General features: G+C 50.5%; 17 protein-coding genes. 10 read left to right on the top strand and 7 right to left on the bottom strand.

Annotated elements, in window-relative coordinates; genetic code table 11:
• Positions 1 to 3: 3 nt before the first annotated feature.
• The 3 genes from MAQ5080_RS07290 to MAQ5080_RS07280 form a co-directional block, all read right to left on the bottom strand.
• Entirely contained in the window at positions 4 to 741 is a 738-nt protein-coding gene (locus tag MAQ5080_RS07290; RefSeq protein WP_067208166.1) for a glycerophosphodiester phosphodiesterase family protein, read from the bottom strand.
• Positions 742 to 820: 79 nt separating this feature from the next.
• On the bottom strand, positions 821 to 1,165 hold the full coding sequence (locus MAQ5080_RS07285) for a hypothetical protein (protein WP_067208164.1): 345 nt from the start codon (positions 1,163 to 1,165) through the stop codon (positions 821 to 823).
• Complete coding sequence (locus tag MAQ5080_RS07280) at positions 1,162 to 1,743, bottom strand: DUF502 domain-containing protein (RefSeq protein ID WP_067208161.1); 582 nt, start codon at positions 1,741 to 1,743, stop codon at positions 1,162 to 1,164. The genes MAQ5080_RS07285 and MAQ5080_RS07280 overlap by 4 nt, the downstream gene beginning before the upstream one ends.
• A gap of 163 nt (positions 1,744 to 1,906) precedes the next feature.
• Between MAQ5080_RS07280 and MAQ5080_RS07275 the strand changes: the two genes are divergently transcribed.
• The 9 genes from MAQ5080_RS07275 to MAQ5080_RS07235 all read left to right on the top strand — a co-directional run bounded on the left by MAQ5080_RS07275 (position 1,907) and on the right by MAQ5080_RS07235 (position 13,506).
• On the top strand, positions 1,907 to 2,641 hold the full coding sequence (locus tag MAQ5080_RS07275; protein WP_067208158.1) for a 5-oxoprolinase subunit PxpA: 735 nt from the start codon (positions 1,907 to 1,909) through the stop codon (positions 2,639 to 2,641).
• Between the two features lies 1 nt (position 2,642).
• Positions 2,643 to 3,353, top strand: coding sequence for a 5-oxoprolinase subunit PxpB (pxpB, locus tag MAQ5080_RS07270; RefSeq protein ID WP_067208155.1), 711 nt, complete (start codon positions 2,643 to 2,645; stop codon positions 3,351 to 3,353).
• Positions 3,343 to 4,266, top strand: coding sequence for a 5-oxoprolinase subunit C family protein (locus tag MAQ5080_RS07265; RefSeq protein ID WP_067208152.1), 924 nt, complete (start codon positions 3,343 to 3,345; stop codon positions 4,264 to 4,266). The genes pxpB and MAQ5080_RS07265 overlap by 11 nt, the downstream gene beginning before the upstream one ends.
• 163 nt (positions 4,267 to 4,429) lie before the next feature.
• Entirely contained in the window at positions 4,430 to 5,632 is a 1,203-nt protein-coding gene (locus tag MAQ5080_RS07260; protein WP_067208149.1) for an ABC transporter substrate-binding protein, read from the top strand.
• Positions 5,629 to 9,480 carry a hybrid sensor histidine kinase/response regulator gene (locus tag MAQ5080_RS07255; protein ID WP_082861055.1) on the top strand — a complete coding sequence of 1,284 codons (3,852 nt, stop codon included), beginning with the start codon at positions 5,629 to 5,631 and terminating at the stop codon, positions 9,478 to 9,480. The genes MAQ5080_RS07260 and MAQ5080_RS07255 overlap by 4 nt, the downstream gene beginning before the upstream one ends.
• An 11-nt stretch (positions 9,481 to 9,491) precedes the next feature.
• On the top strand, positions 9,492 to 10,559 hold the full coding sequence (locus MAQ5080_RS07250; RefSeq protein WP_067208142.1) for a response regulator: 1,068 nt from the start codon (positions 9,492 to 9,494) through the stop codon (positions 10,557 to 10,559).
• Positions 10,560 to 10,693: 134 nt separating this feature from the next.
• Entirely contained in the window at positions 10,694 to 11,251 is a 558-nt protein-coding gene (ahpC, locus tag MAQ5080_RS07245) for an alkyl hydroperoxide reductase subunit C (RefSeq protein WP_067208139.1), read from the top strand.
• 198 nt (positions 11,252 to 11,449) lie between these two features.
• A complete protein-coding gene (gene ahpF / locus MAQ5080_RS07240; RefSeq protein WP_067208136.1) occupies positions 11,450 to 12,997 on the top strand; it encodes an alkyl hydroperoxide reductase subunit F in 1,548 nt (515 codons plus the stop codon).
• A gap of 116 nt (positions 12,998 to 13,113) precedes the next feature.
• A complete protein-coding gene (locus tag MAQ5080_RS07235) occupies positions 13,114 to 13,506 on the top strand; it encodes a DUF3465 domain-containing protein (RefSeq protein WP_067208133.1) in 393 nt (130 codons plus the stop codon).
• Here MAQ5080_RS07235 and MAQ5080_RS07230 read toward each other — a convergent pair whose 3' ends face one another.
• Both MAQ5080_RS07230 and MAQ5080_RS07225 read right to left on the bottom strand, forming a co-directional pair.
• The gene (locus tag MAQ5080_RS07230; protein WP_067208130.1) at positions 13,507 to 14,697 is read right to left on the bottom strand and encodes a leucine-rich repeat-containing protein kinase family protein; all 1,191 of its coding nucleotides are present in this window, start codon (positions 14,695 to 14,697) and stop codon (positions 13,507 to 13,509) included.
• 12 nt (positions 14,698 to 14,709) lie between these two features.
• A complete protein-coding gene (locus tag MAQ5080_RS07225; protein ID WP_067208127.1) occupies positions 14,710 to 14,988 on the bottom strand; it encodes a hypothetical protein in 279 nt (92 codons plus the stop codon).
• Positions 14,989 to 15,163: 175 nt separating this feature from the next.
• On the opposite strand from MAQ5080_RS07225, the gene MAQ5080_RS07220 reads away from it, so the two are divergent.
• Complete coding sequence (locus tag MAQ5080_RS07220) at positions 15,164 to 16,078, top strand: DMT family transporter (RefSeq protein WP_067208123.1); 915 nt, start codon at positions 15,164 to 15,166, stop codon at positions 16,076 to 16,078.
• Here MAQ5080_RS07220 and MAQ5080_RS07215 read toward each other — a convergent pair.
• Both MAQ5080_RS07215 and MAQ5080_RS07210 read right to left on the bottom strand, forming a co-directional pair.
• Complete coding sequence (locus MAQ5080_RS07215; RefSeq protein WP_067208120.1) at positions 16,075 to 16,548, bottom strand: NfeD family protein; 474 nt, start codon at positions 16,546 to 16,548, stop codon at positions 16,075 to 16,077. The genes MAQ5080_RS07220 and MAQ5080_RS07215 overlap by 4 nt on opposite strands.
• Positions 16,548 to 17,495 carry an SPFH domain-containing protein gene (locus MAQ5080_RS07210; protein ID WP_067208117.1) on the bottom strand — a complete coding sequence of 316 codons (948 nt, stop codon included), beginning with the start codon at positions 17,493 to 17,495 and terminating at the stop codon, positions 16,548 to 16,550. Before MAQ5080_RS07210 ends, MAQ5080_RS07215 begins: the two co-directional genes overlap by 1 nt.
• Between the last annotated feature and the right edge of the window lie 138 nt (positions 17,496 to 17,633).

Here is a 17,633-nt window from a genome sequence, read left to right as displayed (position 1 = left end):
TTTTTAATGCTTATGTTCTAGATGGACAAACTGTCGTGGATCATCGGTGACCACGCTGTCCATGCCCCAACGCCAATGTTCACGCACCAGATGTGCTTCGTTGGCGGTATAACACACCAATAAGTAACCCGCCGCTTTGACCGCGCGCGCCTGATGCTCCGTCAAAGGCTGATAATGACAGCCTAGGCAACAGGCATTAATGGCCGCCAGTTTGAGCAACCAATCATGGGGCACTTCTTCAACGAGATAACCTAAATGAACCGTTGGGCTTAAACGGCGGCACAATTGTAAGGCGGGATAATTGAAGCTGGAGAGCAGTAATTTATCAGGGTCCTGCCAACGCTCGGCCAAGGTGGCAAGGATCGCTGGCACCACCGCCTCCACGTTGCGACCGTCATACTTAATCTCAAGATTCAAACCTAAGCCCAGCTCTTGTAGACAATCTATGGCCTGCTCAAATGTGGGGATTTTTTCGCCTTGGTGCTCATGACCAAACCAATGCCCAGCGTCCAGTGACAAGATAGTTTCAAGACTGGCTTCCATGGTGCTGCCAAAGCCGTTGGTACAGCGCTCCAAGCGATCATCGTGAAAGATAATCAAACCACCTTGGGCAATTGGGTAGACATCAATTTCGACCCATTTGGCGCCAGCGGCGGCGGCCGCGCGAATAGAAGCTAAGGTATTTTCTGGCGCCAAGGTGGCCGCACCACGGTGGCCAATGACTTTGCTTAGTTTAAGCATGCGTCCATCCTCCTTTTCCAACCCTAGGGCTAGCCTCGGGTATTGCCAAGTCAGCCACAACTATGACAACCGCTTCCCCCTAAGGAGCCTGCAGCTCGCGCAGGATCGCTTCTATTTCTTGTTTTTTCTTACGTGACTTAAAAAAGTTAGCGTTCACTGAAGCCGCGGTAATGCCAATCAAGGCCGACAACATATCATCGTTGCCAAAGCTGACAATAAAACTGTAGATCAAAAGCACACTGCCAACGATGAGAATCAGTGGCTGATAAGACAAGGTTAACTCACCCGTCTTGCTATTTTGTACGATGGTCACACCGTAAAAGGAGCCGATTGAGCCCACATAAATACGACGTGGGAATGGTTTAAGTTTGGCTGGATAGCCCTTTTCTTCAAGTAATTCGGTGATCTGTTCTAATTGCATCATGATTTATTCTTCGATTGCACGCCACCTGTCACGGCAATGCGCATGGCCTCTTCCATGGAAATGTCTAGCGGGGTCAACTTATCACGCGAAACATACACCGTCATGCCGCCAATTTGATAACTCAAGGGCAGATACACACCAACCAAATCTTGCTCGGCAAATAAGCGTTGCCCCATTTTCTCACCCGTAACAAAACCAATCAGCTGCATTCCTTGGATTTCCAAAGTCACCACGCTTTGCTTACCGGTTTTGTTCGATAGACTGAATACCGTCATCATATCCTGCAGAGCGCCGTAGATGGACTTCACTAGCGGAATTTTTTCAAACAGGCTATGGCTTAACTTCATTAGGTTACGAATGCCATAAAAGTTCACCACCAAGCCCACTACTGCCAACAATAGTAGGCAGGTTAAGACGCCTAAGCCGACGAAGTATTCTTGCTTGGGCCAAACCAATAATACCAATGGGCGTGCCAGCTCTTCCGCTGTCGTAAACAGCCAGTAGAGGAAGTACACCGTGAGGCCGATCGGCAGTACCGTGACCAGCCCTTTTAAAATCAAGGAAATCAGTTTGTTCATTACGCTCTCCAATGGGATCTTTAGAGCATACAAAAGCCGTTCCAACTTGGGTAGCCGCTGACCACGTAAAAGCTCAGTAAAAGCCATGCAACGTGGCGCACTTGTTGCCAAGCGGTTAGCTGGTTACTCTTAGACGATACAACCTTGGTTTTTGGAGTTTAGAATGAAGTTAAATTGTGACATGGGTGAAGCGTTTGGTGCTTGGACAATGGGACGAGATGAGGAGATTATGCCATTTGTCGACCAAGCCAACATTGCCTGTAGTTTCCACGCTTCCGATCCTTTAACCATGAGCAAGACCGTTGCCTTGGCTAAACGACACAATGTCACCATCGGCGCCCACCCCGCTTACCCTGATTTGGTGGGCTTTGGCCGCCGTAATATGGACATCGCACCGCATGAGTTAAAGGCCATCATTCAATATCAAATCGGTGCTCTACAAGGCATTTGCCAAGCCCACGGTACAAAGGTGACTTATGTGAAGCCCCATGGTGCCCTTTACAATACTATGATGTCGAATTTCACGGTGCTAGAAACCGTGATGGAGTCCGTCAGTGAACTCGATGATTCGTTGATCTTAATGCTGATGGCCATTCCTGAAGAGCACCATGTAAAAGCCTTAGCAGGGAAATATGGCTTAAAACTCTGGTTTGAAGTTTTCTCAGATCGACTGTACACCGACGAGGGTCGCCTCACTCCGCGCCAGCAAGCCGATGCTGTCCATAAAGACTTTGGCCTTATCGAACAACAAGTGCAGCAGTTAAGCGAACACGGTACGCTCACCACTGAATCCGGCAAGTCTTTAGCGGTACATGCGGACACTATTTGTGTGCATGGGGATGGCGATCATGCGGTGGAGGCCGTGCAGCGTATCCGCGCGCTCGTGGGTAAGCGCTAATATGAATGAGGCACTCATCTACCCGCCACAGATAGAGCTGGTCAGTGATCATGCCTGCTTACTAACCTTTGCCGAATCCATCAATGATGCGGCAGCGGATGTGATCGCCTTAGTGACTAAAGCTCTACGCAACTGCGAAGGCATCATTGATCTAGTGCCGTCCTATACCACGCTCTTGGTCGTGTTCGACACTGACCATTATGATCGTTTTAAGATTACCAATAAGATCAAAACCTTAGCTAATAAAATTGAGTTAAACAGCACGAATACAAGCGCTCGACGTGAAGTGGTCATTCCCGTTTACTACGCACCTGAAGTAGGACCTGACCTAGAAGAAGTGGCCAGCCAATGCAACTTAACGATCGACGAAGTGATCAAGCTGCACAGCGAAACGGCCTACCGCGCCTACGCCATTGGCTTTGCCCCAGGTTTTGCTTTTTTAGGCAACACCCCTGAGGCCATTCGCATGCCACGTAAAACCACCCCACGCTTAAAAGTACCCTTAGGCAGTGTCGCCATTGCCGAACAACAAACGGCGGTTTACCCCAGTGTTACCCCCGGCGGCTGGCAGATTCTCGGGCGTACGCCTGTGCAGCTGGTTGACTGGCAAAGCGATAGTCTAGCCTTGATTGAAGTGGGCGATACGGTGCGTTTTGAACCTATCACAAGAGAAGAGTTTCTGGCCCAAGGAGGTCAGCTGGATGGCTTTTAAAGTAATCAAACCGGGCATGCTCGCCCTGCTACAAGACATGGGCCGCCATGGCTATCAGCACCTTGGCGTGACCACAGGTGGCCCCATGGATGAACTGGCCTTTCGTTGGGGCAACGCCCTGTTAGACAATGACAGCAATGCCGCGCAGATCGAGATTACCTTCGGTGGCTTTACTGTGGAAGCACAACAGAGCACCAGCATCGCCATCACGGGCGCAGACTTAGGCGCTACGCTGAATGGTAAAGGCATCTTACCTTGGCAAACCTATGCCATTCAAAAGGGCGATGTGCTGGTCTTCCAGCAACCTAAATTCGGTTTGCGTGCCTATCTTGCCGTCAAAGGCGGCTTTTTGGCTACCTCAGTACTCGGCAGTGTGGCCACCGTTATGCGTGAGAAATTGGGCGGTCTGACGGGAAAAGGCGACAAATTAGCCGTTCACGATGTATTGCCCTTTCATAGCACCACCCAACACACCGCACGCCATGTTCCCCGCTTAGCCATTCCCAACTACGAGCAAATGGAAATCAATGTGGTAACGGGGTATCAATTCAAACACTTCTCAGGCTTAGAGCGAGCACGTTTTTTCAGTAGTACTTATAGCGTCAGCCAGAACTGTGACCGCATGGGCTATCGGCTTGAGGGCACCGCGGTGGGGCAAGATCAGCCAGGCATTATTTCAGAAGGCATTGCCTACGGTGCGATTCAGATCCCCAATGACGGCCAGCCGATTGTCTTGTTTCGAGACCGACAAACCATTGGCGGCTACCCCAAAGTGGGCTGTGTTACCAGTTTCTCTGGCGCGTTACTGTCCCAGAAAAAACCTGGAGACCGCATTGGCTTTCGTTACATCAGCGTCGATCAAGCTGAACATGAGCGTCACCTGCAATTAGCGCGAATTCACCAATGGCGCTAGTCAGCGACAACGGTTTTCAGGTGATAAGCATTACATTCAGTGACATATTTGCAGCCGCAGTTTACATTATTTTCTTCTAAACTAATCAGACCTTGAATTCATGTATGGTGCGCTTCTGCGCCCATTCGCTTTGCGCGAAAAACTGTCGACTAGGAAGTATGCTGTGCGCCAACGCCATGCTGTACTGAGCACATTATTGTTAGGCTTACTCTGCCTGCTGTCATTCAACAGCCGTGCAGAGGAGCTTCGCTTTGGTTTTACCGGCCCCCTAACCGGCCCCAGCGCAAAAATTGGTGCGGAGCTAGTGCAAGGCATAGAGCTCGGCTTCAGCCGTATCAACGCTAGCAAACAACTGCCTTACTCACTCAAATTAATCGCCAAAGATGACGGCTATGAACCTAAGCTAACCCCGCCATTGATTCGCAGCATGGTTGAGCAAGACAATATTGCTGGGCTGATCAGCAGCGTTGGAACCCCAACGATTGTCAGCGCTACCCCCACCCTAAAAAAGTATCAGATCCCGCTGATCTTTCCGATTAGTGGCAGCAGCGCTCTCAAGCACAGCGATATCCGCCAGTTAATCTTCACAGAACGAGCCAGTTATCATGATGAGGCCACGCTGTTGGTCAAAACCGTGGTAGAAAAATTCGGCATCGCCCCCAGTGACATAGCGGTCTACCTACAAAAAGACAGCTACGGCGAAGGGACACTGCGCAGTATTAATGAAGCACTGCAATCCTATGGCCACGGTAAAGCGCACGATCTGTTGCAGCTCTACTACGATCGTAACCACCCCGCCGCCGAAGATGCTGTGGCCAAAATTTTATCCCAGCCTAAGCAGCCAAAAGCCATCTTCTTAATCAGCACCTACCCCGCTGCCGCAGAATTGATTTCCTTGCTCGATCAAGTCGGTGTCTCGCCGCTGTTCGCGACCTTTTCCTTCGTCAGCCACGATACACTCATCGCCGAATTGCAACACACGCAAGCCAAACTCCTTTCTACCTTGGTTAGACCCTGCATGGAGCAAAGCCAATCGCCGCTGATTCAGGAGTTCTTTGCCGATGTGCTCGAGTATGGCAATTTAGAAACCACCTCTCCGATGGAGTTAGAAGGCTATTTGGCCGCACGCTACGTGGAAGCGGTACTGTTGCAGCGCGTGACGTCTACAGCGCCAAGCCGCAGCGAACTCCTCGACCTCTTACGCGCCTACCAAGAGTCACAACTCGCAGCTACTTCAGCACTGGTAATTCCACAGGAATTAGAGCATTCTCAATATCCTATCTGGTTAGAGTTTAAAGATTTAAAGAACAAACAAAGTTACTGTGGTAGTGCCATACCGTCTGAATTGATACGAGGTAGCCTATGACTAGAATGGGCCGATTCCAATCGCCGATCTCGCCTTTAGTATGGCTGATGGCTGTATTCAGCCTACTTGCGATCGTCGTGGGCGCCTCCATTCTCGCCAACACTGCCGCTGATCTCAAAAAGCAGCAAATAGATATTCGGGCGCAACAGGCCACCATGATAGGCGCCATCTCAGAATTACGCGAAACCGTGCCCGCCCTGCGTGGCCGCCTACGTCAGGCGCTGCAGGAAGACATTAATGAGTCTTATCTAGACCAAACCATGATGTCTCGCTTCGAGCAGTCGACCAACGCCCTCGTCCAAGCCGCGAAAGCCGACTCCGACTTGGTGGAGCTGGGCGAAGCGCTGCGCATCCGCAGCCATCATATCCACAATTTGACTGACAATGTGGCGCGCTGGTACACCCTGAGGGAGGAACTAACCAAACACTCTGAGCGCGACAGTTTGATGCGTAACAGCTTGGCCAATACCGATGTTATCACCGGCATGCTGCGGTCATTGAATAGCCGCCACCGCTTACAAGAGGGCGTGCTACTGTTTCAATACCGCAGTGCCACGGACAGCGAAAAGCAAGACATTGCGGAACGCTATATGACACTGCGCGCCAGCGCCATCGAAAGCTCTCTGTCCTCCGCGCTGGAAGACATTTTGCAACTCGAACTGGCGCTTAACAGCTTACCTTTAGTCAACTCTCAAGCGCAGCTGTCCGATCTACTCAATAACCGCATATCCCCCACCTTTGAGCGCCTAGACTACGCCATTTCGCAAACCCAAGATCAGTTTCCGGAAGCCTATCGCGACCTAACTCGAGAGTCCGAGAACCTTAAACGCTTAATTTATGGCGAAGGTTTTTACTACAATCAGCTGCATGCGGTCGAACTGGGCGAATCGGGGCTGATGCAGGAACGCTTTGCCTTTATGGCGATGGAGAGTCAACGGCAAGAGATCAGTGCTGAGATCGAAGCCATTTTCTCGCCGCTGTCACGCCTGCTCGATAATATTAGCCATGCGGTACAAGACGAAACCCATCGCCTCGACATACAGATTGAGCAACAACTCTCCAGCCTCAGCACCACCATTGTTTGGGTGAGCAGCATTATCAGCGCCATCATTTTGCTGCTGGCGTGGGCCATTTCACAACGGGTAAGACGTCAAGTTAACACCTTGATCGAAAGCGAAGATCGCTTCCGCTCCATGTTCGACGCCTCCCCTGACCCCGCTTGGATACTGCGAGATAACAGCATCATTGAATGCAACAATGCCGCCGCCAAGGTGCTGCGTTACCCCAGTAAAGAGCGCCTTCTAAAGGCCGAAATGCAGGATGTATCGCCCCCCTCCCAATCCGATGGCAATCACTCTTTAACGCAATTAGAAATTCTCTTTGAGCAGGTGACAGAACAAGGTCACTCCTACCAAGAATGGGTCTTTAAAGACTTTCATGATGAGCTGATTTATGCCGACATGACCATGATTGCCGTGGTGTTAGATGACCAACCGGCCATCATTTGTACGTGGCGCAACATCTCCGAGCGACACAAATACCAGCTTTCCCTACAGCACTACAAACAAGAGCTGGAGCAAGAAATTGCCGAGCAAACCAAAGAGCTGATACAAGCCAAAGACAATGCCGAGCAAGCGAATCATGCTAAGAGCGACTTCTTAGCCAATATGAGCCACGAGATTCGTACCCCAATGAACTCCATCATTGGCATGTCTTATTTGGCGCTGCAAACCCAGCTCAACGAACGTCAGCGCAACTATATTCAAAACGTGCGAAATTCTGCCGAATCCCTGTTGGCCATCATCAATGACATACTCGACTTTTCCAAGATCGAAGCGGGTAAGATTGAACTCGAAAACACACCGTTTTACTTACAAGATGTGTTACGAGAAATCGCTAATTTACTGACCATCAAGGTGGAGGAGCGAGATCTGGAACTGATCTTCGATATTGATGAGAATTTACCGCAAGTGTTTCGCGGCGACGCCACACGACTACGCCAAGTGCTGCTGAACTTGGGTAACAATGCCGTGAAATTCACCCCCCAAGGGGAAGTCATTATCAAAGCCCGTTATCAGCAACACAGTCATGATCAGATCAAAGTGAGCTTTTCGGTAACGGATACCGGCATTGGTATCAGCCAAGAAAATCAACAACACCTATTCCATTCCTTCTCTCAAGCTGACACCTCCACCACACGCCGCTTCGGTGGCACCGGACTCGGTTTAGCGATTTCAAAACAGCTGGTAGAACTGATGGGAGGAGAGATTTGGTTGGAGAGTGAAGAAGGGCAAGGCAGCACCTTCCACTTTACCGTCACCCTAGAACGTGTCGACGATGAGATCCCATTAAGCCAAGGAGCCTCGTCACTGGGCCTTTCCATTGCCCTGATCGTGGATGACAACGACAGCGCACGCGAGGTTTTAAAAGCCAACATGGAGGCCTTGGGCATTCCCTGTCATGAAGCGTCTAGCGGCTATGATGCTTTGGCCATGATCCAACGCGCAGAACAGCAGCAACACCCCTATGAGTTAGTGCTAGTGGACTGGAAAATGCCGGATTTAAACGGCATCGAAACCTGTCGCCAAATCATTGAAAGCTCACCTCATAAGTACCCAACCATGATCATGGTGACCGCGTACGGCCTCGAAAAAGTCAAACAAGCGGCACAAGGTTTAGACATTTCTGGGTTCTTAACCAAACCCATTACCGCCTCTAGCCTGTTTGACTCCATTGCCAACAGTTTCGCTATGACCAATACCACACAAAGCCAGTACCACTCTGCCGAGGCTGATCAAGAGCGCTACGACGACAAACTCTACGATGCGACCCTACTACTGGTAGAAGACAATGAGATCAACCGTGAACTGGCCACTGAATTACTGACCCAAAAAGGCATTCAGGTGGTGGTCGCCGTCAACGGTGAAGATGCTCTGGTGAAGTTGGCAGAAGACGATTTTGACTTAGTACTCATGGACTGCCAGATGCCCATTATGGACGGCTATCAAGCGACCCAAAAAATTCGCCAAATGCCACAGCACGCCGAGCTTCCCATTATCGCTATGACCGCGAACGTTCTGCCACAGGATGTGGAGCGAGCCCTGCAGGCGGGTATGAATGATCACATTGGCAAACCGATTAAGATCGAGCAAATGTTTGCTACATTAGAAAAATGGATGCCAGCGCAAAAATGTCATCGCCAGCGCGCGCCACTTCGCCACGCAACAAACCAGGTTGCCAGCGAAGAGGCCGAGCTGCCTGCCCTACCTCAGATTGATACGGTAATGGGCCTACAGCATACGCAAGGTTTAGCCTTGTATGTGCGCTTGTTAAAGCGTTTTGTCACCAGCCAAGTAGAGCTGGACAGCACCCTACAGCAACTTCTGGCCCGCGAACAATACGACGAAGCAACACGTTTGATCCATACTTTAAAAGGCACCTGCAGCACACTCGGTATGGTGCAGCTTGCGGAATTAGCCGCCACCTTAGAAAGACAACTGGAGCACCACAGCTACTCGGCATCGACTGTCCAAGCGCTGAGCCAAGAGCTGACCATCATTCTCGATGGTTTAGACACTTGGCAAGAGACAACTGCCAGCGCGACGCCGCCTGCCGCGGAGGTGGTGTTCATGAGTGCCGATGACAAACGACAGCAATTAATGCAATTGCAAGACTACCTTGAACAGGGGTTATCCGAGGCGCGGGAGTTAGCCGATAGCTTAGCGCCCCAATTCAGCGATCGCCAAAACAAAGCATCGATGAACGCCCTGAGCAAGGCCATTAGTGTGTATGATTTTGACCGAGCTTTAGAACATACCAAAGCTCTACTGGTTCGTATTAAGGATTAAGCGAGTGAGTTATGCTAGAAAACAACATAAGCATTCATGCGCAGCAAGAAAATGAACAGGACAGCAAACCCACCTTGTTAGTGGTGGACGATATTCCGGAGAATATCGACGTGCTGGTGGCATCACTGCGTGATGAATACCGCATAAAAGTGGCCCTAAATGGCCCGCGCGCACTCACGATCGCAAAAAGTGACGCCAAGCCAGACCTGATTCTGCTCGATGTGATGATGCCAGACATGGACGGTTACGAGGTCTGCAAGCGTCTCAAAGCCGACCCTGTCACCGCTAATATCCCCGTCATTTTCGTCACGGCGAAGCACGACGTGCAAGACGAAGAGCGTGGCTTTGCCATGGGTGCGGCAGATTACATCGCCAAACCCATCAGCCCCCCTTTAGTGCGCGCACGGGTGCGTAACCAAATTGCTCTGTACGATCAGAATCGTCAATTGATGAAGAAAGTACGCGAGCGTACGAAAGAGCTGCACGACAGCAAAGTACGCATCATTCATCACCTTGGTCGCGCGATGGAGTACAAGGACAATGAAACTGGCGCCCATGTGGTACGCATGAGCTACATTTCCAAGCTGATTGCCGAACAATGTGTCGATGATCCGGACTGGGTCGAAAAAGTCTTTCTCGCTGCCCCAATGCACGATGTCGGTAAAATCGGCATCGCCGATGCCATTCTACTAAAGCCCGGTAAGCTGGCGCCTGAGGAATGGGAGGAAATGAAGAAGCACACCCTGTTTGGCGCGGAAATTTTAGACGTCGAGGGCGAGCCATTACTGGATATGGCGCGCACCATTGCTTTGACCCACCACGAGCGCTGGGACGGCAGTGGCTATCCTAAAGGCCTAAAAGGCGACGCCATTCCCTTGGAAGGGCGCATTGTCGCCTTGGCGGATGTGATCGACGCCCTACTCTCGAAACGCCCCTACAAAGAGGCCTGGAGCACGGAACAAGCGTTTGCCTATGTGCGGGATCAAGCTGGCCAGCATTTTGATCCCAAACTGGCGCAAATTGCGCTAGATTTGACCGAGGAAATAGTCGAGTTACGTAGCCAATATCCGGACGAATAGGTTTTTACTATTCTTGATAGTTTTTTTTTATCTAAGTTTTAGTTAATCACAATTTCAATTCGTCACATCGGCCCCATAATATAGGCACTGTTGGTAACGCAAACAGCGAAACACACTTTACTAAGGAGCAATACATGATTAACACTCAGATCAAGCCATTCAATGCAACAGCATTCAAAGCAGGCGAATTCGTTGAGATCTCTGAAAAAGACGTACTAGGTAAATGGGCCGTATTTTTCTTCTACCCAGCTGACTTCACTTTCGTTTGCCCAACTGAGCTTGAAGACCTAGCGAGCAAGTACGAAGAACTACAATCTATGGGTGTTGAAGTATTCTCTGTATCAACAGACACTCACTTCTGTCACAAAGCTTGGCACGACACTTCTGAAGCAATCGGCAAAATCAACTACTACATGGTAGGTGACCAAACTGCGACGATCACGAACAACTTCGGTGTTCTACGTGAAGGTCAAGGTCTTGCTGACCGTGCGACTTTCTTGATCGATCCAGAAGGTACTATCCAAGCAATGGAAATCACTGCAGAAGGCATCGGCCGTGACGCAGAAGACCTAATGCGTAAAGTGAAAGCAGCTCAATACGTAGCGGCTCACCCAGGCGAAGTTTGCCCAGCTAAATGGAAAGAAGGTGAAGCGACTCTTGCTCCATCTCTAGACCTAGTAGGCAAAATCTAAGAAGCCTCTTCCTTTGTTGGGCGCCTAGCGCCCAACATCGGGCTTTGCCTTCCAGTGCAAGGCGTTAAAGCCCACAAGATATTTTTCGAGCCAAGGAACCTCACGCCTCCCTCTCCATATGAAGACAGGTGCTGACCTCACTCGCCCGAAATTTATAGGCACTGTAATCACACTCAACTAAATAACGGATTAAAAAATATGTTAGACGCAAATATGAAACAACAGTTGGGCACATACCTTCAAAACATCGTTAGTCCGATTGCGATTACCGTGTCCTCAAATGGCAATGCTAAATCAGAAGAGCTAGTGGAATTAGCCCGTGAAATTACCGAGCTAAACCAAGCCAAAATTTCTTTGTCTGTGACAGAAAACCCACAAGGCCGCGCACCGCAAATGTCGGTTGGCCCTAAAGATAGCCAAGCGCGCGTGCATTTCGCAGGCATCCCGATGGGACATGAGTTCACCTCCCTTGTACTGGCCCTACTACAAGCCGGTGGTCACCCATCTAAAGCAGCACCAGAATTGCTGCAACAAATTAAAGACCTAGACACTGAGCTGAACTTTGAAGTGTACATTTCCTTGTCATGTCACAACTGCCCAGACGTGGTTCAAGCCGTTAACTTAATGGCAACACTTAATCCGAAAGTCACCGCGACTATGATCGACGGCGGCCTATTCCCACAAGAAGTGGAAGATCGCAAGGTCATGGGCGTACCAGCGGTATTCCTTAACGGCGAACACTTCGGCCAAGGCCGCATGACGCTGGATGAGATCCTAAATAAAGTCGACACTGGCGCCGAAGCGAAACAAGCCGCTGCCCTTGCAGAAAAAGAAGCTTACGACGTATTAGTCGTGGGTGGTGGCCCAGCAGGCGCTGCCGCTGCCATCTACGCAGCGCGTAAAGGCATTCGTACCGGTGTCGTTGCAGAACGTTTTGGTGGTCAGGTATCTGACACCATGGCGATCGAAAACTTTATCTCAGTCAAAGCCACTGACGGTCCAAAATTGGTCGCTGGCCTAGAGCAACACGTCCTAGATTACGATGTTGACTTAATGAAAACGCAAAAAGCGGTTCGCGTTGAGAAGAAAGATCTGATCGAAGTCGAGCTAGAAAACGGCGCGGTACTGAAAAGTAAAACCATTGTCTTGGCAACCGGTGCCCGCTGGCGCGAAATGAACGTTCCTGGTGAGCAAGAGTACAAGAACAAGGGCGTAGCTTACTGCCCACACTGTGACGGCCCATTGTTCAAAGGCAAGAAAACAGCGGTCATCGGTGGCGGTAACTCAGGTATCGAAGCGGCGATCGACCTTGCAGGCCTAGTCGAGCACGTTACCGTACTAGAGTTCAGCGACACTTTACGCGCTGATGATGTACTGGTGAAGAAAGCTAAATCACTACCAAACGTGACCATCATTACGGAAGCGCAAACCACTGAAGTATTGGGTAACGAAGAGCATGTCACAGGCCTTCAGTACACTGACCGTAAAACAGGTGAATCACAGACATTGGAACTGGCAGGGATCTTCGTTCAGATCGGTCTGGTGCCAAACAGTGAGTTCCTAAAAGACACAATTGAATTAACGGAACGTGGTGAAGTAGTGATCGACTCTCACGGCCGTACCTCAATGGAAGGTGTGTTTGCCGCAGGTGACGTTACCAACGTACCATACAAACAAATCATCATCTCCATGGGCGCTGGTGCTACCGCCGCGCTGGGTGCTTTCGACCACTTGATCCGCAACTAAGCAGATCAACGAAACACTGCAAAGCCAACCGCTCTCAGGCAACTGAGGGCGGTTTTTTTATACCCGAAACCCCACCCAATACTGCTACACTCGCACTTTTACACTGCAGGTTTGAAATGAAATATTGCCTCGCTCTATTACTGGTTCTATTTGGTCTCTCAGCGCCAGTCTTTGCCGATGATGTGCGCCTACAACAGGCCTATGCCGCACAACAAAGCGACCTGCAAATCCAAGGCAGCGGCACTGTGATTAAAGTATTAAAAGACGATACTAAAGGTTCTATGCATCAGCGCTTTATCTTACAGCTGGACAGTGGACAGACCTTGCTGGTGGCCCACAATATCGACCTTGCGCCACGCATCCCGACGCTAAAGGTGGGCGATACGGTCGAGTTCTACGGTGAATACGAATGGAATAAAAAAGGCGGTGTGATGCATTGGACGCACCATGATCCACGCGGGCGACACCCACATGGCTGGCTCAAACATAATGGCCGAACATACCAATAGTTAGTGCGTCACTAACCCTAGTATATCCTCTTCAAAATAGGCTAGAGCGCGGCGCTCCATGCGGCGGATACCCGCTTGTTGTGCTGGGGTGAGGTGGTGATATTTTGACGCTGCGCCAAAATCGCCAAATAAAATATGGCTATCTTGATTGATCAGCACATTATGAGCGTAGAGATCCCCATGGCTGACCTGCTTGTTTTCTAAGTGTGCCACGACAGCACGCATCTGCGCGATAATAAAGTCAGCTTGCTCTGCACTAAAAGATTGCCCTTGAGTAAAGGTATCACGAGTACAAGATACCAAGCTCGGCGGCTGACCCAAGTTGTGATAGTCAGCTGGGATGAGAGCCATCAGCAACGCCGCACAGTCAGGCTCATGAATATGCGCCAAGGGTTTGACTAGGTTTTCATGGGCCCCCACGGTCAAGCAGGCATCCAGCTCATCTTGCGGATAACCATCGCTGGTGATGCCGCCTTTATAGACTTTTACAGCCACGTCATCAGCCAAGCCATTTCCATTGTGAGTCCAAGTGGCTCGGGAAATCAGTCCCGATGCCCCCTGCCCCAATACTTCGTGCAGGGCTAAATCTACCGCAGCCACTTGCGTAAAATCCGAATGCTCATCTCGTGGGGCGCAAAACGGATTGCCGGAAAAGGCCAACCAAGCCAGCTGTGGCAGCGTTAGCAGTATTTCAGGAAAAGCCTCTAATTGATTGGCAGCGAGCCGTAATAGGCGCAAGTTAGTCAGATTGGCAAATGTGTGTGGCAACTCGCGAATGGCGTTACCTGCCAGCATCAGTTTTTCTAGGCGCGTTAAGCGACCGATTGCATCAGGCAATGCCGCAATCTGATTATCGGTCAGGATCAACCAACGTGTACACGCGGGCAGGCAGTGCTCTGATACGGTTTTAATCTGACAGGACTTAAAGCCGATCATCTCCAACTCGGGCATTTGTCCCAATACCTCTGGCACCTGCTCAAAGGGATTATTTGAGGCAAAGAAAATGCGCAGTTTCGTCAGGCAAGCAAAGTCCGACGGTAACTCAGTGAGTTGATTATCCGACAGATCGAGTACTTCGAGTGTGTCGGCAAGGGTATAAATTTCCTTTGGAAATTCAGACAGTTGCTCACTCAATTTGAGATGCGTCGCGCCTTGGTAATCACCGCGGCGCAATTGTTCTAGGGTGTGCACGTGCGCTGCAGCCTAGTCCTGAAAGGCGCTGGGTAGCATGTAAAACAATACGAACAAAAACCAGACAATCGCAAAGCTACCAAATACCCAAATCATCCAACGTAAGCCCAGTGGCTTGCTTGGCTTTGTTTCATGATAGCCAGCGCGGAATTGCGCGATGGCTTGATCCGCATCCTGTGCGTCGAATTGCCCCATCTTTTCATAACCACACAGCGTCCACTGCTGAATGGCGTCAGAGTCCTGCTCGGCACGGACAAGGTCATCGCGTTTTAAAACGGTATAGGTCGGCATTGGGTTGTCTCTTGCTAATAGCGCTGTTTTTCATGGGGCAAATGCTACCACTTCTCAACAATGATAGGGAGTCACTTCGTCGCCATTGCCACACTTAGCCAACGCTGACGTCTATGAAAGACCCGCACAACTGTTACAATGCCGCCTTGTTCTCAACTCAAATGGATCTGAGATAATGCCGCTGTTATTTATTCTACTGGTTGCAATCTGGTCAACGGGCTTTATCACAGGCAAATTTATTGTCGGCCTGATCGATCCGAACGTTTACTTAGCCATTCGCTTTACCTTGGCCGGCGCCATATTCTGGTTGTTGGCGATCGTCTTCAAACGCCCTTTTCCGCCCCGCTCAGACTGGCCGAAACACATTATCGCTGGCTCACTGCTCAATGCGTTTTATCTCAGCCTAGCTTACATCGCCCTAGCGCAAGGATTACCGGCAGGGGTGATGGCACTGATTGGTTCGATGCAACCCATATTGGTAACGCTCTTGGCATTGGTATTGATCAAAGAAAAAACCAGCCTGTTCGGCGTGCTGGGCATGCTGATTGCCATCGCTGGCTTACTGCTGGTCATCAGTCCATCGCTACAGCACTCAGAGACCACGGAGAGCTTCAGTGTTTGGTTGGCCATTATCGGACTGGGCGGTGTGATCAGTCTGGCGCTGGGCTCCATTTATCAAAAGATGTCGATCTCTGGCTCCGACATCATTGCCTCGATGGCACTGCAAAACCTATCAGCGGCAGTAATTTCCGGCGGTTTTATGCTGGCACTGCAAGAAAGCTTATTTGTCCACAACCTCACCGCCTACGCCTTGGTTGCTTGGGGCGTGATCGTGCTGTCCTGTGGTGGCGTGTTTCTGCTGGTATGGCTATTGCGCAAAATCCCCGCCTCTCAGGTCTCAACACTGATGTTGCTGGTGCCACCTTTAGCCGCCATCGAAGGCTATTTCCTATTTGATGAAGCGCTGTCCCGTTTGCAGCTGATGGGGGTGGTCACCACATTAGTCGGCGTCTATCTAAGTCGCGTCAAGTGGGGCTCAGGCAAACAGCCAGCGCCAGCAGACGAGGATGGCGCTGAACAGCAGGGTTAATCCGAGGCGTCTTCGGCCGAGGCGGCCTGAATCACGAGCGTGCCCACTTGCACATCAATCACCTCAACCAGTGTCCCTTCCGCGATGGGCTGCTGACTGACGAGACGCCAATCAACACCGGAAAAACGGTAGCTGCCGGGCTGCTTCGCAGACGTAGCCATCGGCAGATAGAAGCTGTGGCCAATCAAATCACTTTGCACGGCTTTGTGTTGCGATGGTGTTTGTATACGTTTAAAGAGGGGCCACAACACCACGCCGAGCAATACGGTATAACCCGTGGTCGCCATAAGCGCCCACTGCCAGGTACTGGGCAGCCAACCGAGGTACATAGATAATGCGGTCAACAACAAGCCTAACCCCGTGAGCAGCAAGACCAGCGTACTCATCCCCAGTACCAAGACTTCGATGGCCAACAGCGCTAACCCTAAAATAGCCAACGCTTCGATAAAGTAAGACGACAAAAACTCCATTACACACTCTTATTCAATTGGTTGATGATCGAGGTGGCTTGCGCCACTAATGCGCTGGCCTCGGTGGCATTATCCGGCAAAATCACCATCGATGATTCTTTCGCAATGGCCTGTTTGGCTTCGATCGCTTTACTGGCCAAATCCAGCTGAATCGCCTTTTGACCGTCTTCGGTATTCGCTTGCGCACCAATGGTTTGTAAGGCCTGCGCCTTGGCATCCGCGACCGCAATGATGGCTTTCGCTTCACCTTCTGCACGCAGCACTTGCTCCGCTTTTTCTGCCTCCGCCGACAACACGATCGCTTGTTTCTCCCCTTCAGCACGGTTGATGGCCGCCTGACGATCGCCTTCGGATTCCAGAATCTGGGCACGTTTCACCCGCTCAGCCTTCATCTGCGCTTCCATCGCTTCCATCACTGACTGCGGCGGAATGATGTCTTTAATCTCGTAACGCAACACTTGGATTCCCCAAGGGCCCGAGGCCTCATTGATAGAGGACACGATATTGGTATTGAGGGCATCACGCTCTTCGAAGGTCTTATCCAATTCCATCTTACCCAGCTCAGAACGCATGGTGGTTTGTGACAATTGAGTCACTGCAAATACATAATCGTCGACGCCATAGGTCGCCTTGTAAGGGTCCAAGACACGGAAGTAGAGCACGCCATCCACATGCAGCGAAATATTGTCTTTGGTGATCGCGCTCTGCTTAGGCACGTCCACCGCCTGCTCCTTTAACGAACGGTCGGCGGCAATTCGATCAATGAGAGGGATAAGGAAGTTCAAACCCGCTTCTCGGGTACTCTGGTATTTGCCAAATCGTTCTATGATATAGGCGCGGTTTTGCGGTACGAAAATAACCGAAGATTTAAGAAACAGCAGTGCAAAGATAAGCAGCGCCACCGGCACCGTAATCAGATAATCTAACAAAAACTGCACGATATCCATGAAACGCTCCTTTTCAGACAGTGATGCGCTGGCAGCGCACGACACAAAAATCGATCAACCGATATACAAACATATACCATATAAGGCGAAAATGCCTCGCTCACCGCATGAATTTCAGCACCTTAGCGCGGGACATTT

It is taken from the genome of Marinomonas aquimarina, from assembly GCF_900089755.1.
GTDB lineage: Bacteria > Pseudomonadota > Gammaproteobacteria > Pseudomonadales > Marinomonadaceae > Marinomonas > Marinomonas aquimarina.
Note: the sequence above shows the minus strand (reverse complement) of the source record. Positions and strands in the feature narration are given on the sequence as shown.